The sequence below is a fragment of the Kluyvera genomosp. 1 genome, from assembly GCF_001266615.1.
Classification (GTDB): Bacteria; Pseudomonadota; Gammaproteobacteria; order Enterobacterales; family Enterobacteriaceae; genus Kluyvera; species Kluyvera cryocrescens_A.
On the sequence record NZ_LGHZ01000027.1, the window covers coordinates 36,955 to 63,701 of the forward strand.

The 26,747-nt window shown below is 45.2% G+C and carries 11 protein-coding genes, 1 other RNA gene and 2 pseudogenes; 7 read left to right on the forward strand and 7 right to left on the reverse strand.

Annotation, left to right across the window (positions count from 1 at the left end):
- Positions 1-385: 385 nt before the first annotated feature.
- Entirely contained in the window at positions 386-1,555 is a 1,170-nt protein-coding gene (locus tag KP80_RS15300; RefSeq protein ID WP_023329943.1) for a PIN domain-containing protein, read from the forward strand.
- A gap of 69 nt (positions 1,556-1,624) precedes the next feature.
- Here KP80_RS15300 and KP80_RS15305 read toward each other — a convergent pair whose 3' ends face one another.
- The 4 genes and pseudogenes from KP80_RS15305 to KP80_RS22560 all read right to left on the reverse strand — a co-directional run.
- On the reverse strand, positions 1,625-3,946 hold the full coding sequence (locus KP80_RS15305) for an AAA family ATPase (protein ID WP_052284515.1): 2,322 nt from the start codon (positions 3,944-3,946) through the stop codon (positions 1,625-1,627).
- Positions 3,909-4,595 carry an ABC-three component system middle component 1 gene (locus KP80_RS15310; protein WP_000933776.1) on the reverse strand — a complete coding sequence of 229 codons (687 nt, stop codon included), beginning with the start codon at positions 4,593-4,595 and terminating at the stop codon, positions 3,909-3,911. Before KP80_RS15310 ends, KP80_RS15305 begins: the two co-directional genes overlap by 38 nt.
- Positions 4,585-5,823: an ABC-three component system protein gene (locus tag KP80_RS15315; RefSeq protein ID WP_052284516.1), complete on the reverse strand. Its 1,239-nt coding sequence runs from the start codon at positions 5,821-5,823 to the stop codon at positions 4,585-4,587. The genes KP80_RS15310 and KP80_RS15315 overlap by 11 nt, the downstream gene beginning before the upstream one ends.
- 178 nt (positions 5,824-6,001) lie before the next feature.
- A pseudogene (locus tag KP80_RS22560) lies at positions 6,002-6,250 on the reverse strand (integrase); the annotation flags it as partial.
- Positions 6,251-6,475: 225 nt separating this feature from the next.
- Between KP80_RS22560 and hxsD the strand changes: the two are divergent.
- The 5 genes and pseudogenes from hxsD (at position 6,476) to KP80_RS15340 (ending at position 11,753) form a co-directional block, all read left to right on the forward strand.
- Positions 6,476-6,748, forward strand: a complete 273-nt coding sequence (gene hxsD, locus KP80_RS15320) for a His-Xaa-Ser system protein HxsD (protein ID WP_000333417.1) — start codon at positions 6,476-6,478, stop codon at positions 6,746-6,748.
- Entirely contained in the window at positions 6,748-8,136 is a 1,389-nt protein-coding gene (gene hxsB / locus KP80_RS15325) for a His-Xaa-Ser system radical SAM maturase HxsB (protein WP_052284517.1), read from the forward strand. The genes hxsD and hxsB overlap by 1 nt, the downstream gene beginning before the upstream one ends.
- Positions 8,129-9,241 (forward strand): His-Xaa-Ser system radical SAM maturase HxsC, encoded by a 1,113-nt coding sequence (gene hxsC, locus KP80_RS15330; RefSeq protein ID WP_047959275.1) that lies wholly within the window; start codon positions 8,129-8,131, stop codon positions 9,239-9,241. The genes hxsB and hxsC overlap by 8 nt, the downstream gene beginning before the upstream one ends.
- Positions 9,238-9,873, forward strand: coding sequence for a His-Xaa-Ser repeat protein HxsA (gene hxsA, locus KP80_RS22565; RefSeq protein WP_072129136.1), 636 nt, complete (start codon positions 9,238-9,240; stop codon positions 9,871-9,873). The genes hxsC and hxsA overlap by 4 nt, the downstream gene beginning before the upstream one ends.
- 68 nt (positions 9,874-9,941) lie before the next feature.
- Positions 9,942-11,753, forward strand: a pseudogene (locus tag KP80_RS15340) (DUF6119 family protein).
- On the opposite strand, the gene KP80_RS15345 reads toward KP80_RS15340, so the two are convergent.
- The 3 genes from KP80_RS15345 to ssrA all read right to left on the reverse strand — a co-directional run bounded on the left by KP80_RS15345 (position 11,740) and on the right by ssrA (position 13,931).
- Positions 11,740-12,156 (reverse strand): hypothetical protein, encoded by a 417-nt coding sequence (locus KP80_RS15345; protein ID WP_000387701.1) that lies wholly within the window; start codon positions 12,154-12,156, stop codon positions 11,740-11,742. The pseudogene KP80_RS15340 and the gene KP80_RS15345 sit on opposite strands and share 14 nt — an antisense overlap.
- 38 nt (positions 12,157-12,194) lie before the next feature.
- Positions 12,195-13,403 (reverse strand): integrase arm-type DNA-binding domain-containing protein, encoded by a 1,209-nt coding sequence (locus tag KP80_RS15350; RefSeq protein ID WP_052284546.1) that lies wholly within the window; start codon positions 13,401-13,403, stop codon positions 12,195-12,197.
- A gap of 165 nt (positions 13,404-13,568) precedes the next feature.
- Positions 13,569-13,931: a transfer-messenger RNA gene (gene ssrA / locus KP80_RS22570) on the reverse strand.
- 562 nt (positions 13,932-14,493) lie between these two features.
- Here ssrA and KP80_RS15355 point away from each other — a divergent pair.
- Positions 14,494-26,715: an Ig-like domain-containing protein gene (locus KP80_RS15355; RefSeq protein ID WP_072129137.1), complete on the forward strand. Its 12,222-nt coding sequence runs from the start codon at positions 14,494-14,496 to the stop codon at positions 26,713-26,715.
- The last annotated feature ends 32 nt before the right edge of the window (positions 26,716-26,747 follow it).

Here is a 26,747-nt window from a genome sequence, read left to right on the forward strand (position 1 = left end):
GTTTTCTTAATATCGGGTATGGATACTGAATAAATTCTTTTGTTAGTAATGGAATTTTACTGCCATCTATGAATAAGCCACTTATAACAAGAAGAGGTTGGATGTTTTGCGTTGGAGAGTTTATTGGCTGAGAATCACCAGCCTCATCAATGAAGCAAAATCTCATAAAATATCCTTGATAAAAAAACGACCACCTCGTGGTGGCCGCTGCCTACATCTAAGTAGGGGGTGTTGCCAGAACAAACCGACAACGATCGTGGATTGCAAGGAAATCCTTAAACCCACTTTCTTACTATACAATTTTACCTTAGCACTTTAAAAAGCATTTGTCAACATCTAATACTAGTATTATCTTTAAATACAAGGAAGTTTTTAGGAGAAAGTTTTGAAAATTTTAATTGATACGAATATCTTTCATAATTCATATTATATCAAATCTGCTGACTTGCGTTTAATGTTAAGTTATATAAATAATGAGAGTCATGTATTACTCATTTCGGATATAGTATTAAAAGAAGTGGAAAAACACTTTCGGGATGGTTACGATGCAGCTAAAAAAAAGCTAACCTCTGCATTGAATGAGTATAACAGGTTTTTCCCTATGGGCGATGAAACGAAAGTTGAACATTTTGAAGGTTTTACTGATGCAGATGATCGGAATCCGATTAGATATGATTTTTTAAAGCAGATATATAAATATATTGATAAAAATAAAGTAATAATTATTAAATCTGATGAAGTATCGCATCAATTGATTTGTAAAAAAGCGTTTAATATTGAGAAGCCTTTCAAAAACGATGGTTCAGGCTATAAGGATAGTTTAATTTGGCTTTCTTTCTTGAATTATCTTGTTGAAAATAAAGTTGAAAATGAGGAAGTGGCTTTTGTCTCTAACAACTCTCATGATTTTTCTTCCCCAGAGCAAATATCTAATAAAAAAATAGGGGTGGGAGTCTTGCATGATGATCTGAAGGCTGATATTAGTTCTCTGGGTGTAAAAGCAGATATTAAATATTTTCATTCAGTATCTAATCTTATGAGCCACTATTCTGTAGAGAAAGAGAGGTATCCTACGTCATATGTAGATATCAAAAACTATATTGAAATTGGTATGTTTGAAATGGACTTGGGAACTTTTCTTGAAGATTCATTTTTTAAAAATGCGGACAATATAAATGTTACTGACAGTAAAGGTCAGGTAGATTTATATTTTAAGGCTAAGGCTGTTTATATAGGCAGATTTTCTAAAGTTAAACTTGAGATAATACAAACTGAGTTGAGTGATTTCGGTATATTGTGCAGATGTCGTTTAGATTATAGTCAAGTTGAAGTTGAACTTACGTTTGACAAAAATGATGATACTTATTACAAATCCCTGTTGAATCATGAGAAACGTCATTCTTTGAATGATTATGGCAATGATTTTTCTTTAAGCATGAATCACTCTATGCAAATTGAAACGACATTCATATACGTACCAAAGGAAAATAAAGAATACAACGAGGACTATGGTAGTATTACAGATATAAGTATTCAATATATTTACTTGGGGTGATTTTCAAAAAGGAAAGGCGTTATATAATTTAATATAGCTAAGGTATTTCAATACCCTAGCTATGAATTTCTATTTACCGGTATGTGATTGCATGTTGAAGGGTTTTTGCGTCAAACCTGCACGCATGAATCTAAACCTGAGATATGAAGAAATATTATCTTCATGTGATGAGAGTATCAACTGCCTATTACTTAACTCACAGCGTAGCAAGTCGCTTAAAGAAGCTATATTTATCTCGTCAAGAGATTGAGCTGGATCATCTATCAGAACAAGGGGGGACTTCGCATACACTTTATTAAGTGATAGGAAAAAGGCCAAGCTCAATGCCGATAGCTGTCCAGAACTCATTGACATGGTTGCGTCATGTTCTGATTTTTCTGCTGTGCAGAACCTCAGTCTATCTCCATTCCCTTCATCTATAAATAGTCCTAAGCCACGTTGATAGTTTTGGATAAGTCTACCGCTATAAATATGGAACGTTAACTCTATATCAGCGATGGTTTTTTTAGAATAATCTTTGTTTAGTATAGTGAGTTGTTCCTTTAATGTGGTAATTTTCTGTTTAGCATTTGTTAAGGCTTTATCCATATCTAACAAATCGTTAAGCTCTTTTTTTAAAGCTTTAAGTCTAAGATTATTCGCTTCATTCTTTTTGTATAAGAAATATTTATCTTTTCGATTGATCTGTTCTAAGTCTATGTTGAAAACATCATCTGGTGTAGCGAATGATTCATTCAAGACTGATTCCCATCCTTCAGGAAGTGAAATCAGCTCATTTTTCTTTTGTTGACGTATCAACGATACTAATGATTGTTTCCTTGATTCTATTTCTTCTGGTAAATCTGTAAAGGTCTGCGGGTAAGATATTCCGATTTGAGAAAGTCTTTCATTTATTTTTTTTATTTTTTCGAATATGCTTTCTGACTTTTGTAAACTATCAAATAATTTATTGTCAAATTTAAGCTGTGTTTGTGCTTCTACCAAACGCTGAATCTCAGCATCCTTAGATTGCTTTATTTCATCGAGTTCGGCTTGTAGCTGTTTCCCTACATTATCTAATAAACTTTCTAAATATTTACTTTTAATATCGATTGCGTCTAATAGCAGATCTTTTGTGATCCAGTCATGCCCACAAAGTAGACAATGTTTTTCTGATAGAGATGTTTTCTTTTGATGTTCTTCTATTAATTTCTTTCTTGCTTGGCTAATCTCTACAAGAATAGCATTTTTCTCACCTATTTCTTTTTTGTAATTATCTCTAAGTTGTAAGTGTCTTTTAAAATCGATAATATTTATATTTGTATTATCTTTGATTTTATCAGTATCATCCTGACTTATCGAATCTTCCTTCTTACGCAAAATGCTTAAAGATAAATTCATCCCATTGTTAATCTTATTCTTTTGAGCCAGTTCCGGGTAGGCTTCAATATGATGTCCTACTTTTATTACCTCGGTTAATAGCTTTTCATTTTTGCTTATGAAATTTTCTATTCTGGCATTATCAATAATTACGCGAAGCTGTTCTTTGTTAGTAATTAGTTTTTTTAGTAATGAAATTTTATTCTCATTTTTTTCTGTTGTTTCAATATCAGAAAAAATTGAAGGGTTCTCAACATCCCATGACGGCGTAGTCAGATGAGTTGATATTTTTTCATACTGCACAGGATTATTATCATTTGTTCCTGGTACACCTATCGCTTGAATTTGAGATGTAATTGAATCCCTCTTTTGAATGAAATTCAGACCGGTTGATTTCCTCGTCAATGTACTTTGAACTCGTCCACATAAATTTATGATTTCAGTTAGTTCACTAACGTTCATCAAACCACTGATAGCATTTTTTCGCTGCCTAATACTGTTAGCAAAAATAAATGAACTCTGTCCTTGTTCAAGATAGTTAAGAAAGTTGTAGTTATCAGTGAATTTTTCGCCTAATATTTCATCAAGTTCATTTTGTGTAATTAAGGTGCTGTTTTCGTAAGAGTCTAACAAACCTAATTTATAGAGTTTAAATATGCTAAAATTATCTGCTTTATTATTCTGTATTATTTTTAAATCTTTTGCATATGCTCTTCGTGAAAAGTAAAGTTTCTCATTATTATCATTCGACATCTCGACACTGATTTCGATATCATCCTCTCCATTTGTTTTGTTCCAGAAAAGATTATCACTATAATTTTTAATGCCTCCTGGCATTATTGTTTCACATAGTTGTACAATTCTTTTTATTTTTCCTGTAAACAATAATTCTAAAGCATCATATACGCTTGTTTTGCCATATCCATTAGGGCCTTCAAGTGTCAACAAAGAAGAACTCTCAAAATCGAATTCGACTTTATCAAACGCTTTGAAGTTATTTATTCTCAGCTTTGATAGCTTCCAGTTCTTCATTTATTAATTCCTCAATTAGCATTTCTAAATTTACATCACTTTGTTTATTTGCTGTGCTGATCTTAGTATATATCTCAGATAAATTTAATGAATCTACCAGCGTGTTGATTTGGAGATCAATTGGAACAATATCCTTTTCTATATCAGGCATTTCTAAAAAAGGTAGTTTAATGAAAATTCTAGCTGCCATGTTATACAGGCTGGGTCGGGATGGATCTGCTTTATATGTGGAGAATTCTTCATGATCTGAGAGAACTGCTCTAAGATTATTAAAGTTCTTCCCGGAAATTAATTGATTCTCTTCATTTGAATAATACAATACATACTTTTTGAAATGATAAGCATTTTCTTCTATATCAAATATACTTTTTTCATATTGCTTGTAATTTGAAAGCTTGTCGAGTTGAAAAACTATTATAAGATCAGTGTTTTTTGCAAAAGCTGGAGCTTCTAAAAGTTCAGTTGGGGTGTTGTTAATAATTAACTCATTAATGAAACTCGCATCTTCAAGTTTATCAGTTCTGTAGGTTATTATATATCGACGTAATGCATCTTTCTCCTTTTTAAAAAAAGAAATATTTTCTAGCGTACTTTCAACTTCTATAAACTGGTGATCTTCAATAGCTTGTTTTATAAAATTATTTAGCATTTAGTTCCGCCTCTGCTTTATCAGTAGAGATAACCCTTAAATCAAATTCCCTAACAATATGGTTATTGTTCTCTTTAGAGTCGTTAATTTTTGTGATTTTTTCTGAGGTTGCTGAAATTATCGTATCATCTGATACTTTATAGGCTATTATATTATTATATTCATAAAGCAACGATGCAAGTGTAGCATTATCCCTTATGTGATTTTTCAACTCTTCTTGGAATGAAGTGTTTCGTCTTCTTCCATCTCTAATTGTCAACGCTGTTGGGAGATATTTATCTATTTTTTTAGAATAATGAGGCAAGCCCATTAGTTTTGGTATGTGGGATATTGCTGATACTACATCAAGATAATCCCGGACATCATCTTCATTTATAACATTGTTTTGTCTGTGAGGCTGTAAAGAGGTATGCAATTGTATGGCAGAGTTATAATTCAAGCTATAAATAAATCTGAAAACGTTTGATATCGATTCAATTTGCTTCACGCTAAAAGCGTCCAAGTCATTATAGAACTCAGTTTCAATAATATTTGTTATTTTTTCTTTGGTTAATAATGCTTGATATATTTCGTCTGTCCGATTAAGTGGGGGGGATATTAGTAATTCCCAAAAAATGCTACTTGAGATTCTATTATGATATGCTGCGTAGTCTTGTTTTTGTCCATTGTGAACTAAATTATGAATTACAATTACTTTATTAGTTATTAGCTCTGAGAGTAAAGTGGATTTTTCAATAATTAAATTTTTTGTTTTAATCAACTTGTTGGTATCTAAAAACAATTCAATTTGCTCATCAATCAATTCATTTATTTTTGATAGTAAACAGTATTTAATATCGCCATAACTGTAAAACTCCACTATTTTCCCATCATTACTTGTATAATTTTCAAAATTATCAAGTTCTTTAGCTACATGAAAATATCTGATTGTATTTTCATCACAGTCAGTAGCTATACATGCTGCTTTATAAATAGCTTTGACATATTCAGAACGATATTGCGATAGCTTTGCTTTCACTTGATGAGTTGATATCACCTTGCCATCACAATAAATAGCAAAGTCATCTGTGCTATCTAATTGCAACTCAAAATTATCAATTATTCTCTGTTGAAATGATTTTGCCGTTAATAGTTTCAGGCAGTGATAAAGAGCTACTTTCCCTTGGTAAACAAACCCCCCCCAAGAACTGATCGCACTTTCTGGCAGTGTTTCCTCTATGTTAGACATTTTTTATCCTATGAAAATTTTACTGAACATAGCTATAAATCAGAATTCTTACATAGACATACTAATCATTTTTAGTGCGATTGAAATGCAAAATGTTCACTATCTTGCTCATAAATGTGAGAAAGTTCAATTATGAGAGCAGCTAAAGATTTTAATCGGTATATCCTTCTGTTGAGGTTTACTTGCCAATAACACTTATTGATGAGTTTCCAAAGGATGCTGCTTCTACATACTCACCCCACCAGAGCATCATTTCTCTACGCAGTTCAAGGTATTGAGCACGATTGTAGGCTCTCCTGACTTCGTAAGTATCGATATGTGCTAACGCAGCTTCAATCACATCAGGAGGAAATCCTTTCTCTTTAAGCACTGTTGAGGCAATAGCTCTCATCCCATGGCCGACAAAAAGATCTTGAAGCCCATACTTATAATGGCATGTTAGCCTCCTAAATTTTCACCTGTTCGAGCTGCTGATAATAATCGGAAAATATCATTATTTACATAGGGATAAGCAACATCATTTTTCAGAATCGGCATTCAGATGCTAACATCCTGTAACATATTAATTAAATGGTGTATCCTCATTTCTATAGGAAAAATCCGCTTTAAAGCGGTTGCTGATTGTGATTATTAGTTTTGTGAGGCAATGGCAATGTGCGAAAGGACGTTAAAAAAAGATGTTTATTCTGAATGGGTTATACGCAATAGCCTGTACTGGATGACTTCTCTTACTCAGTGGAAACTTTGTGAAGATATATCCTCCTGGACAATCTCTTTTGAAAACGATGGTCCCGAATGCCTCTATGAATTCGAGAGGCTGCTGAATGATTATGCTTTGCGAGAAAAACTACAGCATAAAACGGGGGCGTTGAGAGATTCTATTGTCCATAAAGTGCTTCGCAGTGTCGATGAAAGGCTTTCGTAATGGAATTGATGCCATTCAATTTTGACAGATTGCCTAATGGACGGGTTTTTATAAGCAACCTCGCTGGCTTTCATCACTTCATTAATGAGCAAGAGCTGCTTGATCTTTCTGATGAGCAAATCAGTGCGGAGCAATCAAATGCACTAGAAAGCAAGCTGTTCATAACCAACGAAAGCTCATCAGCTATTGCTCCCTATGCTTTAAGTTCTGCTTTTGCAAAACGATTGATGAATGAACTGGCGATCAGGCCAATTTTCATGATTGTGCCCACATTGCGCTGCGACCATACCTGCAAGTATTGTCAGGTCAGTAGAGCTTCAGTGAACGCCTCTGGTTATGATCTAGATCCCGATCTCATCCCTGATATCATTTCGACTATCAAAAAAATATCGACACCACCTTACAAGATAGAGATACAGGGTGGAGAGCCACTCTTGCGGTTCGATTTAATTCAGTCTATCTATGAGCATTGTACTGAAACGTTGGGAAGCACCGATTTTGAGATGGTGATAGTATCAAGCCTGTCTGTCTTGAATGAGGATATGCTTGAATGGTCGAGAAACAGGAACATAACGTTCTCTATTTCGCTCGATGGAGAGGAAGTTGTTCACAACAGTAATCGAATTCTTGGTCATGGGCTTGCTTATAGTAGAACAGTATCAGGAGTAGAGGCTATCAAACGGTCTTTAGGCGCTGGTCGCGTTGCAACGGTTACTACAGTTACTAAAGATCTTATCAGGCATCCTGAATCGATTGTCCAGGCTCACTTGTCTCTTGGCCTCAAGGACATGTTTATCCGACCTGTTAGTCCCTATGGGTTTGCACAAAAAGCATCGTTCACCTTTTCTATGGACGAATACTTAAGTTTCTATGCCTCGTTGATAGATGAAATCCTTAAGATCAACATTGAAGGGATAAGGGTTGTGGAACATTCGGCCTCCATTCATCTGAAAAGGATCTTCAATCCCGGTTTTAGTGGTTATGCGGATTTGAAGTCGCCAAGTGGGGTCGTGCTTAACAGTATTCTTTTCAATTATGACGGTCGAGTATATGGCAGCGATGAGAGCCGCATGTTGCAGAAGGTGAACCCTGAAACGGAGTTCAGTGCGGGTGAGGTTAAGACGCTATCATTTTCCAAGAGTCCTTACTATAACGCAGTATTGAGTTCATCGTTCAATTTTGCTCTGCCAGGTTGTGATACATGCGCGTATCAACCATTTTGCGGTGCAGACCCATGCCAGAACATAAGTGTACAAGGTGAGCCTGTCGGTGATAGGAGTCGTTCAACGTTTTGTCAGTATCACAAGGGAATGTTCAGGTATCTGATGAACTCCATCTCAGAAGGTGGTCCGAAGGCTGAGATGCTAAAAGGATGGGCATATGTCTGAGGTTATCAGGAACGATATCTTTCATTTTGCTTCAAAAAAGAATGTGCCCACAGGGTTCTATCGGTTATGCAAACAAAAACCAGTGAACCCTTTATTCTTTTTGCCCAATTTGCTGGTAGTTGCTGAAAGCAATAATGATGCCATTCTACCATGCTTTGATTACTCTGTTATTAGCACTGAATTATTTGAGTCAATTGAAGATGGAGATATTGGGGTAATTAACAATGGCAATATGATCCGCGTTATTCTGTCCCGCAGAGCCAATCATAATACTGTCTTAGTAACGGAACGCTGCAATAACTTGTGTCTCTTTTGTTCGCAGCCACCAAAGAAATCAAATGATGACTGGCTACTTACCCAATCAGCCCTTGCTATCGCTTCATTTGGGTTGAATGGAGTAGTTGGGGTCAGCGGTGGTGAACCTTTGCTGTATGGAGATGATTTCCTTAACTTCATTGATTTTATCATCGAGAATTCACCAGGTACTGCTTTGCATGTTTTAACAAACGGACGCAAATTTGCTGATACCAACTTTACTCATGAAATGGCAAAGCGAAGTAAAAAAATAAAAATCACCTTTGGTATACCGCTCTACTCATCAAGACCACTTGTGCATGATCATTTGGTAGGAAGTGATGGCGCATTTAATGAAACGGTTAAGGGGTTAATCAATGCAGGGAACTCAGGGATTAATATCGAACTTAGAGTTATTCCGACACTGGCTAACTATACGGAATTGGATGACATCGTAGAGTTCGTTGGCCGTGTTTTCTCCAACATCAATCAGATTTCCCTTATGGGGTTGGAATCTATCGGTTGGGCGCGAAAAAACTGGTCAACAATCTTCATTGAACACAGCAGCTATAGTGAGAAAATAACCTCCGCTATAGACGCTGCACACAGGTCAGGTATACCTCTAACAATTTTTAATTATCCTTTGTGTCATCTTCCTGAAAGAGCCTGGGAGCTTGCTGCTCAGTCGATCTCTGATTGGAAAAATTACTATCCTAAAGAATGTGATGAATGCACTCAGAAGTCTTCCTGTGCTGGTTATTTCAGTTCTTCAACGGGCCGTTTTCATCAACCACCGAGACCAATTTTATGAAAAAATTTAATTTTGCTGCTCTACTTCCGGGGTTTTTGGCACTCAATAATTCTGTATGGGCAAGTGATTCATCTACCGGAGCAAGTGATTTGCCTGGTATGACTCTTAATGAACATGATTTAGTGATAGCCCCACTTAACACCGAAGTTCCATTCTACATTGCAGGGCATCGCAGTCATAGCTCCCATCGGAGCCATAGTTCTCACCGTTCATCATCAGGTGGCGGGTACTATGGTGGCAGCACTCCCTATTATCCAAAAACATACAGCTCACCAAGTTCATCTGGGTCTTCAAGTTCAGGAACAAGTTCCTCATCGTCCTCTTCCTCTGTGCGTTCGCTTCGTTCTAACGACAATAACAACTCTACTACTACGAATTCTGTTGGAACTACAGAAGCTAACCGTGCAAGTAATGAGCTGACTTCTGGTACAGAGAAGCGTAAGCGCTTAATCATGCGGGTTCAATTCGCTTTGCTGGACAAAGGTTATTACAACGGGAATATTGACGGCATAATGGGGCCTTCCACAAGGCAGTCAATAAAAAATTATCGCATTGCGAACGGACTACCAGTGCCCTCAAGTGAAACCTTAGATACACAGTTGTTAAATTCATTGAGTATTTTAGCTCGATAAATCAAGTATATTAAAAATTATTCACTTTAACATTAACTTGTATGAATATATATTTCAGAGGCGATTAAATGTCAGTCAGCTATAACATATATAGAATGCCATATAAGAGTCTTCCAGAATTGACAAAAAAATCATTAAAGAAGGGCTTGTCGAACAAAAAACTATTCTACATCAATCTTATCAACTCAAATTTTATTTTTCTGATAAGTTAAAAGGAAATGAAGTATGGTGGTGGGATGTTTTTAGTGATTTCTTCAATGAAGAAATTGAAAAGCCTCATAATATATTCTATTTTGGCCTGCTAATAGGATTTAAAGAAAAGGACCCTGAGAATTGCTATCTTATCAGTCTTGGTAAATCACATTTTTATCTCAGCAAGTTTATTGAAGCAGACTTTGGGCTGAATGTGGCAATGCGTATAGCTAATGATGAAAATATTTTACTCAAGAAAAGCAGATTCTTTTGTGGGGGAAAGAGTCAGGAGGCATCCTCATACTCACAGTTTGTTCAAGGATCATATTTTCCTGGCGAATCCATCGAGCATCTCAAAACAAAAGCCAAAGAAACTGACAAGTGGGGATGTAATAATATAACTTTTTCTGATTCAATTCAGCTAAGTTTGGATGGTGCCCCTACTGCATTAGTCGATGTTTTCAATGATATTGATTCTTCGTTGGCAACCAAAGAGAAAATCGAATTTCCTAAATCGGAAAAAATCACTGACGAGTCAAAGATCGATGAGCTTGATAATTATCTACTTCAATCGATCATTACAGATGATGCAAAAGTTATTATTGATGAGATTCAATCTTTTGGTGCCTCTATTGTAATTAATAATTCTTTGACATTTTTTAAATTGCACACAAAAGTTGAGGGGAGAGGAAAGTATCTTCAATCATCAGATAAAATTAATGACATAAAAATAGCAGATGTAAAGAAATTCATAAAAACTAACGACATAAAAGATGTCAATAAAGTTTTTGTTAAGATAACTAATGAAAATAACAGTGGTCATACAGCCTCGTTAAAAGAAATATTGAGCATTACTTATAGCGAGGGCAGTGAGCACTTCTTCCTTAAGAGGGGAGGATGGAGTCGATTTAACTCTGCTTTTATGAAGTATTTGTCTACTTCTTTAGCCAGTATAAAATTTGAGGTTAAAGATGCTCTTAAGGAAGACGACTTCAAAGTATGGCAAGCTGAAAAAATAAAACAAATCGCAGAAGGAACTTCTAAAGACAAATTAGAATATAGAGAGTATTATTTTAATGAAAAGATGTCTGATGAGAAAGGTTATATACTTCTAGATCGCCAGCTAAAAAAAATACCATCCTTACGTGATAATGGCAAGGACTACAATGTTGAAGTTGCAGATCTTTATAAAAATGGAGAGATTATTGCTGTAAAGATATCAGATAAACCGCATGATCTAATTTATAATATTGAACAGTCAAAAACTACAATTCAAACTATAGTAAGAGGAGTAGTAAAATTTGAAGAGACAATTACTGATGTGGTTTTATGGATCTCAACTACTACAAAAGCTAAAAAATTAATTGACATCAATTCTATTCAATTTTTATTGGCGGTTCAAACTTGGAAGGAAGTTGTTGAAGGATTTAATCTGAAACCAAAGATATATTATTCACATCACGACAAATCCCAAAAGAAAAAGGGAAAGAAAAAAAACGTATCTTAAATCTCAACTTAGAATTGGTTATGGAGAAAGATATCAGGCTATAGCGTCTCAGTATCGCTCCAATATTGGTGTGGATTATGTATCACCGATACTACCAAAATTATTATGTTTTAGGTATGGTGATTTACCGCCATACCTCTTTTGTATTTATCTCGCAATGATGTTGTTTACTTTTGTTTAAGTCTTCTAAGCTTCATACTTTCTAATGAGAATAATAATAGAGTTGTGCTGTATATAAAACCAGAGTTAGTTAATAACTTTAAATTTAATGCTTCAGGATTTTCACTGAGAAAATGAAAGGCATAAACTAAGTATACAGCTAAAGTAGCCGTTCCAATTGTTGGTCCAATATCGCCTTGATCATGAGGTTCAAGGTTTACATTGAACTTAAAAATTAGCCATTCAAATCCCCAAGTTAAAAAAACAACTAATGTCATGGCTGCAAATAATTTCGCAATGTTATCTGCTGATGGATTCATTAGAACCGATTGTTCCTGAAAAAATTCGCAAAGTGAGAGTCCGAAAAAAATAAAAAAAAGCGGTCTGGAACTGAATTTTTCAAAAACTTTGAATAAGGCTTCCATTTTCTGCACCTTCAGGATTATATTAACTATTCTGATGCCTAGGCTACCAGAGCATTTAATCTTTGAGCTTGAACGTAATCACTCCACCATTGCATCAAACTCTGTCGCTCTATCAAATATTCTGCACGATTGTATGCTGCGATAATTTCATCTTTTTTTGAGTGGGCAAGGGCTGCCTCAAGAACTTCAGCTCTGAACTTACCAGACTCCTCTGCCGCTGTTCTTGCAATAGAACGCATACCGTGAGCTACAAGCTCGCCTCCAAACCCCATTCGGATGATAGCTGCGTTGGCTGTTTGTTCATGCATATGGTTAAGAGGCGCTTTAATGCTAGGGAAAACCCATTCTCTATGTCCACTTATTGAATTCATTAATTCAAGGATGTGCAAAGCTTCTTTACTCAAAGGAACTTTGTGAGGCTTTTTCATTTTCATAAAATCAGCAGGAATGTTCCAAATGTTGTTGGTTGTATCAATATCAGACCACCTTGCGCGAACGGCTTCACCCGGACGAACCCATGTCAACAATTGCCATTCAATTAGCATACGTGTTTCCAGCCGGATTGACGCATTCGTCAAAGATTCCATAAACCTTGGCAATTCGCTTGGGGGAAGGGCAGGCATATTTTGCTTTTTTGGTTTACTGAATCTTTGACCAAGGTTGTCAGCCGGATTGAACTCAATAAGTTCTTCAGTGGCTGCCCACCGGAAGATTTCATTCAGACGTGAAATGATGCGGCGTAGAGTTTCCAATACGCCTCGTTGCTCAATAGGATCAAGGTGTTGTTTTAAGAGCTTAGGTCGGATCTCATTGATAGGGACATTACCCAGGCCAGGAAAGACATTTCTCTCTAAGCTGCGCCAGATGTCTGCTGCATGGTCTTGTGAGATACCTGAGGTCTTTACCTTCTCATCCAACCATTTCCTTGCCACGGCTTGGAGAGTGTGTTCAGTAGCATTCTTGTTATGAACTTGGGGATCAATGCCATTAGCAAGCAAGGAAAGGTATTCATCTCGTAAGGCTCTGGCTCTTGCCAGAGTAAGGTGAGGATATGTCCCAAGGCTCATTTTGGTTCTTTTTTTACTGACTGGCACTGCATACCTGAAATACCAATTCTTCTTTCCTCCTTTCGAGAGGGGAGCGATTCGTAGTATCAAACCATCTCCGTCAAACAAGTTGATTTCTTTGTCGGCTGGCTTGGTGCTTTTGATTTCAGTGTCAGTGAGCTTCTTAGCGATTTTTGCCATTTTGGGACCCTCGGTTTTTGGACCCTTCTTAGTGGGTCCCATTCAGGGTGCCATAAGTGATAGTTCTCAGCAATTCTCACTGGACGACAATAGACGTAAAAAAGCCCGCAGAGCTTGTGCTGTGCGGGCTTAGTAGACTTCATTGTACTTCAAACAACTAAAAAGTGGTGGAGCTGGCGGGAGTTGAACCCGCGTCCGAAATTCCTACATCCTCGGCACTACATGCTTAGTCAGTCTTTACATTCGCCTGGCACCTGCGGACAGACACGCCACTACCAAACTAGCCTGATTAGTTTTAACGCTTCAACCCCAGGCAGGGCATCCACGCGATCTCTTTTGGGTTTGACCTCTCTTTGATCCCCGTCTTAAGAGCGGAAGCTAGGGAGAGAGGGCTCTTAGCAGGTTATTAAGCTGCTAAAGCGTAGTTTTCGTCGTTTGCGACTATTTTTTGCGGCTTTTTACGAGGCCAACCGCCCCTCGGCATGCACCTTGGGTTTCGCAAATCCCGTCGAATCCAGAATCAGCCCCAATAGTGTTGCGTTAAGTATAACAGATTTGCCATACGGCATACCAGTCCCTATTGCAGGAAGTGTTGGGAGAAATTTTTGCCGTACAATATGCAATCAATCCGGCGGCGGGACGGATTCCTCGGGAGAGATAAGTGTCGACACATACAGCGAAACGTATCGATATTGCATATTAATAATAAAAACAATATAGCGTATACCTGTAATTAAATATCTTTAATAAGGTAATCATTCGAATTTTACTTAATGATTTTCACACTAAAGGTTTAGCCATGCTTAACTTATCCATCAGAAGTCTGAGATATATTATGTATCCAAAAAAATATCAATGAATTGTGATGTTTACATTTGCCTATCCAGAAAACATTGATTATATGTTTCTATATCGTGAAATCATTTATGTTGATGAAAAATAATTATTTTCCCCATTAAAACAACCTGTTGCTATTTGATGGCTTCATCTAGCATGAAATTTTAATTTCGCAAGTTTAATAATGTGCGTCAGGTCGTTTACATAATAATTTCTGGCGCTGATATCAGATCATTTTTTTCGAGGTGACAAAATGGCCCCGCAAAATAGTCTTCCAGGTGCAGTTGATGTATTAAATAGGAAAACCGGCGATGTCGTTATGGAATATACGAAAAATAGCGACCGAGTAGTGAATCTTACTGAGACCAGCGTCGTCCGGGTGAATGCATCTCCGGATGTGGTGAGCGGATATGAGCGCCAGGGAAACGATCTGATTGTCCATATGAAAGATGGAACCACTGTTCGTTACCAGAACTTCTTTAAGCTCGATGCGGAAGGTTTGCACAGCGAATTAATCTTTGAAGATACCCTTGGCACCCACCATGCCGTCTTCCCGGCAACTGTTGAAACTGCGGGAGCCATTGGCGCTGAAGCTATTTATCCAACCTTTACCGAGGTCGCCGCGAATTCATTAATTGGTGCGAGTGGTATTTCCGCAATGGCGGTATTAGGTGGAATTGCTGCGGTAGCGGGTATTGTTGGCATCGCGGCGGCTGCCGGAGGTGGCGACAGTAATCACAGTGGTGGGTATACGGGAGGAGGGAATACGGGAGGAGGGAATACGGGGGGGGGCAACAACGGCGGCGGTACTCCTGGCGCACCTGTGTTGCACCTTGCGGTTATTGGTAACAACAACACACTCAACTCAACCGATATTCTTACACCGCAAACCATATCCGGGACGACAGATGCGGCGAACGCAGGTGGTCAAATCACGGTCACCAGTGGTGGCTATACCTGGACCACGGTGGTGGGCAGTGACGGAAGCTGGGTAGTCTTTTTACCGCCATCCTTGATGGCCACCTTTGCGCAGGGCAACCATGACGTAACGGTAACGCTGACAACGCTGTCTGGAGGCACGACCACTGAAACCACCCAGTTCTGGGTTGATACCATTCCTCCGGCGCTGACGCTAACCGCCTTTGCACCAAATAATGTCGTCGACCTGGAACTCACCGAAGGCGATAAGCTGGTCCGCGGTTACTCAAGTATTGCGGATGAGGGCAGCCAGGTTAGCGTGACCTTAAACGGCAAAACGTACAACACCACGGTCGATGCCAATGGTCAGTGGCAACTAACGATCCCGCAGGCCGATATGGCGCTTTTGCAGGATGATCAAAGCTACACCCTGACCTACCGCGTGGTGGATCTGGCGGGTAACGTGACTCAACAACAGAGCACGATCACCACCAACTTCTCTAACCCCGACCTCTCTTTCGATCAGTTCGCTGGCGATAACGTTATTAATTCGGCGGAAGTGTTGCTCAGCCAGACCCTTTCTGGCCATACGGTTAATGTTGCTGTCGGAGAGATTGTTACCCTGACTTTGGGGACGAAAACCTATTATGCGCAAGTCAGTGGCGATGGCAGTTGGAAGGTTATTATCCCTTCTGGCGATTTAGCGATGCTGGGACAGGGGGCGAATACTATTACCGCCACTGTCAACGACATTAACGGTAATACCATTGTCAGAAATGACACCGTGACGGTGAGCACCGGTCAACCGGGGATCGCCATCGCCATTATTTCTACGGATGATTACTTGAGTGCTGCTGAAGCAGAGCAGTCGCTGGAAGTGCGTGGTATCACCACGGTCACTGGCGCGGGTGTTGCTATTGTCGTCACCGTTAATGGCAAAAATTATACGGTCACCAACATTGATGCTGCGGGTCACTGGAGCGTCATTATCCCGTCAGCCGACCTGTTGCAACTGAGTGACGGCCCAAATGTTATCACGGCCATCGTGACACAAGGGACTGAGACGGCTCAAGATCAGCACACCTTAAATGTTCTGATTCACCACCTGCCGCAGCCGACAATCAATGAACCTTTTGGTGATGGCTACCTGAACAGCACTGAAAAAGCTACGGCGCAAACCCTCTCCGGGAACACCGGTGTGTCCGGCGGCGGCCAGCATGTCACGGTCATGGTCGGTGGTAAAACCTACCAGGCAACGGTAGATGGCGACGGTAACTGGAAAATCACCGTTCCTGTAGCCGATTTGCAAACCTTCCCGGATGGTCAACTGGCGATCTCCGTCAACGCGACCGATGCATCAGGGAATGCGGGAACGATTACTGATATCGCTCAGGTAGATACCGTGCCTCCGGCGTTGACGGTGCTGCCGTTAACGGGCGATGACAAACTCAATTTTACCGAGATGGGTCAGGATCAGGTGCTTAACGGCATCAGTGCGACCAGTGAGCGCGGCCAGCTCGTTACCGTAACCCTGAACGGAAAAACCTATACCACAGTGGTGGGGGACGACGGTAACTGGCAGGTCACGCTGCCCTCGGCGGATCTGGAACTACTTGGCAATGGTGCCCATACCATCACAGTTAGTCTCTCCGATGCAGCGGGTAACACCACCACCATCACGCATAACGTTGATGTGAAAACGACCGCGCTGACCCTCAGCGTGCAGGATTTCACCGATGGCAACGCCCTGAACGCCGCCGAGGTGAAAGTTGATCAAACCTTGCACGGTTTGACCAATGCCGAAATAGGCAGCGTGGTGACATTAAACCTGGGTGGGAAGAGCTACACCGGGGTGGTGGACGCTCTGGGTAACTGGCAGATTGTTTTACCTGCGGTTGAACTGCAAAAACTTGCCGATGGCACGCAAAGTTATTCCGTTAGCGTCACCGACGCATACGGACAGACTCAGACCGTGGTATCCAGCTTTGGCGTGGATACCACGACCGATGCGGTCGCTATCAGCATCCTTTCCGGTGATGACTATCTGAATCTGGCGGAGTCGGGGAGTCCCCTGGAGGTTAAAGGCAACAGTGCGGGTCTGCCGGAAGGCACCATCATTGTTGTTACGCTAAACGGTAAAGTCTACACGGCAGCGGTCACGGCGAATGGCAGTTGGCAAACGACGATTCCGGCCGCAGACCTTGCTCTGCTGGACGATGGCCTGAATACGATCACCGCGCAGGCCACGACATCGGCTGGCACCGTGAGTGACAACCATAACTTTACCGTTATCATCCATAACCTGCCGCAATTGCAGGTGGATCAGCCGTTTGTTGACGGTACGGTTAACCTGGCGGAATCCACCCAGAATCAGGTGCTGACCGGGCATACCAACGTAACGGGTGCGGGTCAAAGCGTTGTGGTAACGCTTAACGGTCAGCAGTATATCGGCGTGGTTCAGAACGACGGTTCCTGGTCAGTCACCCTACCGGCCGGGGCGATGGAAAGCCTGCCTTCTGCACCGGGTACGATCACGGTTGATGTGAAAGATGCTGCGGGCAATACCGCCTCAGAAACCATTGCATTTAGCGTGGACAAAACGCCGCCAACCGTGACGGTCACACCGGTGAATGGCACCGACGTGCTGAATGCCGCTAACGTACAAAGCGGGCAGACGGTAACGATCAACGCGTCGGGGGATACGGCAAGCGTAGTGGTTACCCTTAACGGTGTGCCACATAATGCCATCCTGAGCGGTGGCGTCTGGCAGGTGACATTGTCCGGGACCGATTTGGGTGCGCTGCCTAATGGCGCAACCTCCTATACGGTGACTGCGACAGATAACGCAGGCAATACCACGACGATAACCCGCACCATAACTCTGGATACGACGGCACCGAATGTGGTGATCGACCCGGTCACCCGCGATAACCAAATTGATATTGCCGAGCTCAACAGCGGCATTAACCTGACCGGGAAAACCGTTCCGGCGGATCCGGGCAGCGTCGTCACCATCAACATTAATGGTGCGACCGTTACGGGTACGGTGGGCGCAGACGGTACCTGGTCTGTCCCGGTAAGCTCCAGCGTGCTCTCCGGTATGGGCAACGGCACCTATTTGATGTCAGTGGTGGTGACTGATCCGGTCGGTAACAGCTCGTCTGTGCAGACCGTGAGCTTCACGGTGAATACCAACTCCAGCGCCATTGCGGTTAGCCCCGTTGAATCTGACGATAAAATCAGTGCTGCGGATATCAACGACGGTTTAACTATCGGTGGGAGCACTGCGCGCGTTGCCGATGGGACAACGGTTACCGTTACGCTCAACGGCAAACAGTACACCACACAGGTGGATTCCAGCGGTAACTGGCAGTTAACCATTCCGAAGGCGGATGCGGCGGCCATTGCCGATGGCACTGCGACGGTGACGGTTACCACATATGATGTCGATAATCTTCCTGTTTCCAGTGAACACCAGTTCACCATCATCACGCATCAACTGCCACAACCGACAATCAGCGTACCGTTCACCGATGGCATCGTGAATGCGGCAGAAGCTGCTGCTGGTGGCACTCTGAGCGGCACCACGGGCAGTAAAGGTAGTGGCCAGACGGTCACCGTCACACTGGATTCCGGTACACCGCTGACGGCAACGGTGGATGCGAACGGCAACTGGACATTGCCACTGACGCCCACGCAACTGGGGGCGCTCAACCAGGACAACCATACCATTACCGTTACCGCGACTGACGCGGCGGGCAACCAAAGTAGCACCACTGCGGCGCTGCTGGTGGATACGCAGGCGCCGACGCTGGGAATCAACAGCGTTACCAGCGACAACATCGTCAATACAGTGGAAGCGGGCGGTGCACTGAACATTACCGGTACGGGCTCGTACGATCCGCTGCATGCGCAGACGGTCAAGGTGCTGATTAATGGGCAGAACTACGACGCTATCCTGCAATCTAACGGGACATGGAGCGTCACGCTGCCTGCCGGGGCGCTGTCGAATGTGCCTGATGGCCCGGTCACGGTCAAAGCAACCATTACCGACTATGCGGGCAACACCACAACGACCTCTTCGAGTTTTACCCTGGATGCCTCAGCGGTCAACGCGCCTGTGGTACAGGTTAACAAAGTCTCCGGTGATGATTTTGTCAGCAATCTGGAAGCGCAAAGTGCACTGATCATCAGCGGCACCACCACGCGTGTGGAAGACGGCAGAACGGTCACCGTCACCCTGAATGGGCAAACGTACACAACTCAGGTATCGGGCGGCGTCTGGTCGCTTAGTATCCCGCGAGATGATGTGGTAGCGGTGCCGGATGGTTCGCAGGTCATTTCTGTGTTGGTGACAGATTTGGCGGGCAATACCGCATCGGCCAGCCATAGCGTGACCTTTGTGACGCATACGGCCTCGCAGCCGACGCTGATCATCAACAGTATCGCACTGGATGATGTGATTAACGCCCAGGAGCATAACCAGTCTCTGGATATCACCGGGACGTCGACGCATCTGGCGGCTGGTACTGTCGTCACTGTGACCTTGAATGCCAAAACCTATACCGGTACGGTGGATAGCAGCGGTAACTGGAAGATCACCGTTCCGCAGGCCGACGTGCAGGATATGTCGGACTCTTCGGTTGGAAGCCCGTATTACCAGGTCACTGCCAGTGCGCAGGATGCAGCGCATAACCCGGCATCGGCGACGCACAATGTGGTTGTCGATACCACCGGTCCGGCTCTGACGGTGACGACGCAAGGTTCTATCTTGTCTGACGGGGTGATTAATATCGCGGAGGCGAGCGTTGATCAGACCGTCAGCGGAACCGGTACGCCGGGACAGACGGTGAAACTGGATATCAATGGCACCACTCTGGTTACCTCAGTGAATGATCAGGGTAACTGGAGCATGACAATCCCGTCGGGCGCGTTGCAAAGCCTGGGGCAAAGTACGACCAATCTGGTGTTCTACTCCACCGATGCACAGGGCAACACAACGCCTGTGACGATTCCTGTGAGTGCAAATACCACGACGGCACCGACGATTACCCTGGGTGCGATGTACACCGATAACATTGTCAGTATTGCCGAAGCCGGAGCGCCAGCCACGCTGACCGGTACAGCAACCGGGCTGGCGGATGGCACGATTGTCAATGTCACCATCGGTACGCAGACCTTCTCTGGCAGCGTGAGCGGCGGAGTCTGGACTGTGGCCGTTGGCGCTGGTGAACTCAACACCAGCGGTCAGTTGACCGCCACCGTGTCGGCCGTGGATGCCTGGAATAACCCGGCCACCGCGACCACCACACTGGTTGTGATGTTAACGCCGCCGACGGCAACGCTGCCGGCGACAATTTTTGGTGATAATTACATTAGCAAGGCGGAAGCGAACGCGGGTACGCAACTGGCAGGCTCGACGGGGCAGGCAGGTGCGGGCCAGACGGTGAAAGTCACCATTGACGGCACGCAGAGTATAACCGGGGTGGTGGACGTTAACGGCAACTGGTCGGTGGCTTTAACACCGGCTCAGCTCAATGCACTGGACGACGGTTCGCACACTCTGACCGTGACGGTCACTGACCAGGCGGGTAACAGCACAACCTCTACGCCAGCGAACACCTTTACAGTGTTGACCGATCCGCTGACTGCACCACAGCTCACTACACCGTTTACCGATGGGTTGCTTAACGCGGTTGAAGCCGGCGGTACGCAGACGATCTCAGGTCAGATCAATACGGATGTGGCCAATGTTGCCAGCGTAACGGTAAGCTTGAATAACGGCACACCTGTCACGGCGACAATTAATAGCAATGGAACCTGGTCGTTGGATCTGACATCAACGGTGCTGGGCGCACTGCCTGATGGCACCACAACGGTGAGCGTCACCGTTACGGACAAAGCCGGTAACGTTGTGACGAGCCAGGCGAGCTTTGATGTGCTCGTCCATAATTTGCCAGCGGCGACGTTCAACACACCGTTTGGCGATGGTTCCATCAATTACGCGGAAATGAATTCCGATCAGGTTATTACCGGCAATACGGGAGTGACCGGAGCCGGCCAGACGGTTCAACTGGTCTTTAACGGGCATACCTATAACCAGGCTGTCGGTACTAATGGCGAATGGTCAATTACCATCCCGCAAGCGGATATGGTGGGCATTGTTGATGGCGTCAACCAGAGCGTCACGGTAACGGTCACCGATCGGGCGAACAACGTCGGTGGACCGGTTACCGATCAGGTAGGCGTGCATATTGATCTGCCTGCGCCAACCGCCACTAACCTCTTTGGTGGCGATAGCATCCTGAATATTGCTGAGGCGACAGGGCCATTGACGTTAACCGGGAGCACCGGTATCACTAACGGCAGTAACCAGTATGTGACCGTGCAGATTGATATTGGTGGAGTGACATATACGGCGAGTGTAAACAACGGTGTCTGGACGGTGAACTTGCCTGCCGGGGCATTGCAGTCGCTCGATCCGGCCGCTTCGCACGAGATCATCATCACCGCTGAAGATCAGTACGGTAACAGCAAATCCGAATCTGTTGGATTTACCGTCGACTTTACGGCTCCTACCGCGCAAATTACCTCGTCTATCTTTGGCGATGGCTATGTGAACAGTAATGAATATAGCGGTGCTGTCAGCACCGAGCTGAGTGGTACATTCACCACGGGATCGGCTTATTTGCTCGGGACGACGGTGAAGGTCACCATTGGTAGCCAGACATTTGATGCCCTGGTGTCTGGTAATAGCTGGACGCTGACCCTTGACGCTGCTCAGTGGCTTACTGTTGCTGAACGCGGTCAGACGAATGTCATCGTTACCGTGGTGGATGCCGGTGGGAACAGCGGCACCACCAGCGCACCGGTGGTTATCCTTGTCACCCAGCCGACGGTCAGTGTGACGAATCCGTTTGCCGGTGATGGCGAGCTGACCTATCTGGAAAGCGAAACCGCGCAGACCATCTCCGGTACCTCTACCAATCTGCAGGCGGGTGATACCGTCCGTGTCACCTTTACAGGAAGTACAGGTGGCGGTACTTCCCACAGCTTCGATGCGGTGGTGCAGGCAGATGGCAGCTGGTCTGTGCAGCTTTCACCTGCGGATATGGCGACGTTGCAGACCGGTACCGTCACGGTTGTGGGGATCGACAAAGCCGGTAATACCGGCAGCGCGACCGGGGTTCCGGATCTGACTATCGATCTGACGCCGCCGGACTACGCGGTGCTGATGGATCCGGTTACCGGCAATAACCTTGTTGCCGCGAATGAGTTTGTGAACGGTACGGTGTCGATTACCGGGCACTCACTGAACCTGGTGGGTGAACAGATTACGCTTTACCTGCAGCCCAGCGGTGGTAATGCGACCGAGATAATCAGAGTCACCGTCCAGCCGGATGGTTCCTGGTCTTACAGCCTGCCGCAAGGGCTGATACCGGACGGCACCTATACCATCAGCGCCAGTAGCGTGAGTGAGCCACTTACGCCTGTGGCCTCGCAGACCTTTACGGTCGATACCATTCCCCCCACGCTCACCGTTAACCAGTTTACCGGCGATAACGTGGTCAATATTAATGAGAAAGCCTCTGCACAGGTGATTACCGGCACGTCCGATGCGAACGGCAGCCAGGTCGTTGTCACCCTGAACGGGAATACCTACTACGCTGTCGTGGCAAGCGGGGCTTGGTCCGTACAGGTCTCTCAGGCTGATATGGCGGCACTGAGCGGTAACAGCGCGACCATCACGGCGACGGTTAGCGATGCGGCAGGTAACCAGGTTCAGCAGCAGCAGACCTTCACAATAGATACCACTGCGCCGTTGTTGCAGGTTGATACGCTCAGCATTCCAGCCGTACTCAACTCGGTCAATGCCGTCTCTGGTCTTGTAGTTCAGGGGCAGGGCGATCCAAATACCGACGTGACCATTACCGTTGGCGTGCTGACCTGGACTGCGCACAGCGACAATAATGGTCACTGGAGCTATACCTTCCCGCAGATCGACCTTAACAAGTTGACCGATGGGCCGCAGGTTATCAGCATCACCTCGTCGGACAGCGCGGGTAACGTCTCTTCCAATACCGTTTCACTGAACGTTGCGCTCAACAAAACGCTGGGCGTACTCATTGACCAGGTCTTTAACGACGGCATCCTGAACGTCGCTGAATCACTGATCACGCAGACCCTGACCGGCCATATCAACGGCGATTATCGCGGTGCTAAAGTGTCGCTGACGATTGCCGGGGCCAACTTCACTATTAACAATCTGGCGGTGGGGACTGACGGTTCCTACACCTTCCAGTTACCGCCCTCTATCTGGCAGGGGCTGGTGAACCAGACGCTGACGGCGCGTGTGGATGTGGTCGATGCCAACGGCAATACCACCTACCAGACCATTGACTTCAACCTGGCGCTGACAAACCTGCCGGTGGTCAGCAACGTGCTGGTGGCGGTGGATAACGTCATTAACCTAGCCGAAAGTACGACCGACCAGGTGATTTCCGGTACGGTCAGTACGCTGGCGAACGTTACCAGCGTCGTGGTCACCTTTGGTGGTCGTGCGGTCAATGCCACGCTGACGGCATTAGGTGATGGAACTGGAAAATGGGTGGCAACGTTGCCAACAGCTATCCTGAGCTCCTTGCCTGATGGCCTGGCGACTGTAAACGTTGCGGTCACGGATAAATACGGCAACGTTGTGAACTCATCGTCAACCCTGACGATTGCGACACACAACCTGCCGACCATTACCCTCGACCCACTGTTCGGTGACGGTACGCTGAGTATTACGGAACTGACGAATGCGCTGCTGAGTGGGACCTCCACCGGGCTTGCTAACGGTGTCATTACCGTTCAACTGGGCAGCGGCCAGACTTTCACCACTAACGCCGATGGCACCGGACGCTGGTCGGTTGATTTAAGCACCATTGTCTCGGCATTGCAGGCTTTGGGAACCGGCAATGTCTCGGTAACGGTCACTGCCAGCGACCAGTACGGTAACCCGGTGTCGCAAGTTGGCCAGTTCAAACTCGACCTGGTCGCACCGGTTATTAGTAACGTCGTAGCCTTTGGCGATGGCCTGCTCAATGTGGCGGACTCTCTGCTCAATCAGACCATCACCGGGGTGGTCAGTAATGCCCCGGTGGGGTCGACCGTTGAGGTCGTCATCGGGGCGAAAACCTTTACCGGTACGGTGGCGGCAAACGGCACCTTCACCATCAACCTGACCCCGGCAAACCTGACCGGTCTGTTGGACGGTATCTTTGCGCCGCAGGTCAAAGTGACGACGCCGGATGGCAACGTCGGTACGGCTGTGGGGGCGAACGTCACCGTTGGCCTGACCAACCTGCCGTCGGTCGCCATTACCTCGCTGTTTGGTAATGATGGATGGCTGAACCATGCGGAAACTACAGTGGCGCAAGTCATCTCCGGTACGGTAACGGGAACCACAACGGGCACTGTGACGGTTACAATTGGTTCAACGCCGTATCAGGTGCCGGTAAGCAATGGTACCTGGTCGCTGCAACTCACCGCAGGTGCACTGGCTTCTATTGCCGATGGTTCGTTGAAAGTGACGGCCAGCGTGACGGATGCGGTCGGTAACACCGTGAGCGGCAGTCAGGTAGTGGGCACCATCGTTCAGGCGGTGCCGTCTATTTCTCTGGGGACGTTGTTTGGTAACGGCGTGCTGGATCTGGTCGATCTGTTGACGAACCCGATCCTCTCAGGGACCAGCACCAACCTGGCGGTAGGTACGCAGATCAACGTGACGGTGGGCGGCCTGTCGCTGACCGCGACAGTCGGTTCAGGCGGCGCCTGGCTGATCCCGATTTCTGCTGTTTCTCTGCAAGGGTTAATCGACGGTACCAATAACCTTCAGGTTAGCGTGACAGCGACAGACGTTGCGGGCAACGTGGCGACGGCAACTAAACTGGCTAGCGTCTCTATCCATGCGGCGCCGACGGTGTCGATTACCTCGCTGTTTGGCGATGGCGGACTGAGTCTGGCGGATCTTAGCTCTGACCAGACCATCACCGGGACCAGTGCGAACGCGATCGGTTCTGTGCTGACCGTGACGCTCGGTACGAAGAGTTACACCGCCACGGTAGCGACGGATGGTAGTTGGGCGGTGACGGTACCAAAAGCCGATCTCAGCCTGCTGGCGGATGGTAACTCGACGGTGAGCGTGTCTGTGAAAAACACCGCAGGTAACACTGCTACTAGCTCCAGCGTGTTGGATGTTATTACCCACAACTTACCGATGGTGACGCTGAACACGCTGTTTGGTAGTGATGGAATACTCAATATTAACGAGGCTGCCTCTGGGCAGAATATTACCGGTAAGATAACGGGAGTTGTGAGCGGGGCGAAAGTGGTGGTGACGATAGGCGGTGCGCAGATCAACGCCACCGTTGCGGCAGACGGTACGTGGTCGGCAGCGGTCAGTTCGACAATCCTGAAGGGCTTGTCTACCGGAACCGCACATATTGGTGTTACCGTCACCGACCAGGTTGGAAACACCACCGCAACCTCGATTGATGCAGGGGTCCGATTTACACCGCCAACATTAACTCTTAACCCGGTAGGAAGTCTTCTTGGTTTGCTGGCTGGCGTTTTAGCGGGGTTAGTCGGGACGGTAAAATTAACGCTTACTGGTTCTTCAACGGGTCTGCTACAGGGTGCTACTGTTAATCTCAATCTGGTTAACCTGGCAAAAGGGACGACCACTGTGGGTTCTGATGGTAAATGGACTGCGCAGCTTGATGTTGGGTTGGAACTGGCAAAAATTCTAACGCTAAGCACAATTATTAGTCTCTCTGCAACCGATGCCGTAGGTAACACGGGCTATCTCAACGTTGGCTTAAACGGAAGCAATCCAAATACGAACCCGCCTGATGGGACAACGACGTTGTCTGCAGAAGCGGCGACCTTCTCTTTGATGGCCGCAAGTGTCTCGGACAGTTTAGATTCATCAGCCCAAACCACGGATAACACTAGTACGACGTCGCATTCCGCCACTGGTGTGACTACTGAAAGCGTCGTGAGCGAAAGCTCAGCAACCTCTGAGACGACCTACACCATCGGCGGTCTAAGTATCGACTTAGCTGATGGCACCACCCAAACCGGCACTACAGTACACGGTAGTACGGGTAACGACACTATCCATCTCTCATCGCTGGGCTTTACCGAAATCGACGGCGGCGCGGGAACGGATACCTTAGTGTTGGATGGCTCCAATATCATCCTGAACCTCATCGAGCTTGCCGGAAAAGTGCATAACATTGAAATTATCGATCTCGGTAAAGCGGGGAACAACAGCGTTACGCTGGACGTTAATGAAGCGCTGACGCTCACCGATAAACCGGAAGATGACCTGCTAATCAAAGGCAGCGACGGCGACCAGATCAACCTGAAACAAGGCGCGAATGACACCTGGGCTATTACCGGACAGCGTGAGGTGAACGGTATGCAGTTCGACGTTTATCACAACAGTTCGCAAACTAATACGCTTAGCGATGTTCTCATTCAGCATGGACTGCATGTCAACATGGTCTAGCGGGAATTAACACCTCAGGGATGAGGCGGGTA

Excerpts from the sequence above, each read along its gene's own strand:
- hxsD (WP_000333417.1), top strand. The coding sequence starts at position 6,476 with ATGTGCGAAAGGACGTTAAAAAAAGATGTTTATTCTGAATGGGTTATA.
- hxsC (WP_047959275.1), top strand. The coding sequence starts at position 8,129 with ATGTCTGAGGTTATCAGGAACGATATCTTTCATTTTGCTTCAAAAAAG.
- KP80_RS15345 (WP_000387701.1), bottom strand. The coding sequence starts at position 12,156 with ATGGAAGCCTTATTCAAAGTTTTTGAAAAATTCAGTTCCAGACCGCTT.
- hxsA (WP_072129136.1), top strand. The coding sequence starts at position 9,238 with ATGAAAAAATTTAATTTTGCTGCTCTACTTCCGGGGTTTTTGGCACTC.
- KP80_RS15315 (WP_052284516.1), bottom strand. The coding sequence starts at position 5,823 with ATGTCTAACATAGAGGAAACACTGCCAGAAAGTGCGATCAGTTCTTGG.
- KP80_RS15305 (WP_052284515.1), bottom strand. The coding sequence starts at position 3,946 with ATGAAGAACTGGAAGCTATCAAAGCTGAGAATAAATAACTTCAAAGCG.
- KP80_RS15350 (WP_052284546.1), bottom strand. The coding sequence starts at position 13,403 with ATGGCAAAAATCGCTAAGAAGCTCACTGACACTGAAATCAAAAGCACC.
- KP80_RS15310 (WP_000933776.1), bottom strand. The coding sequence starts at position 4,595 with ATGCTAAATAATTTTATAAAACAAGCTATTGAAGATCACCAGTTTATA.
- KP80_RS15355 (WP_072129137.1), top strand. The coding sequence starts at position 14,494 with ATGGCCCCGCAAAATAGTCTTCCAGGTGCAGTTGATGTATTAAATAGG.
- hxsB (WP_052284517.1), top strand. The coding sequence starts at position 6,748 with ATGGAATTGATGCCATTCAATTTTGACAGATTGCCTAATGGACGGGTT.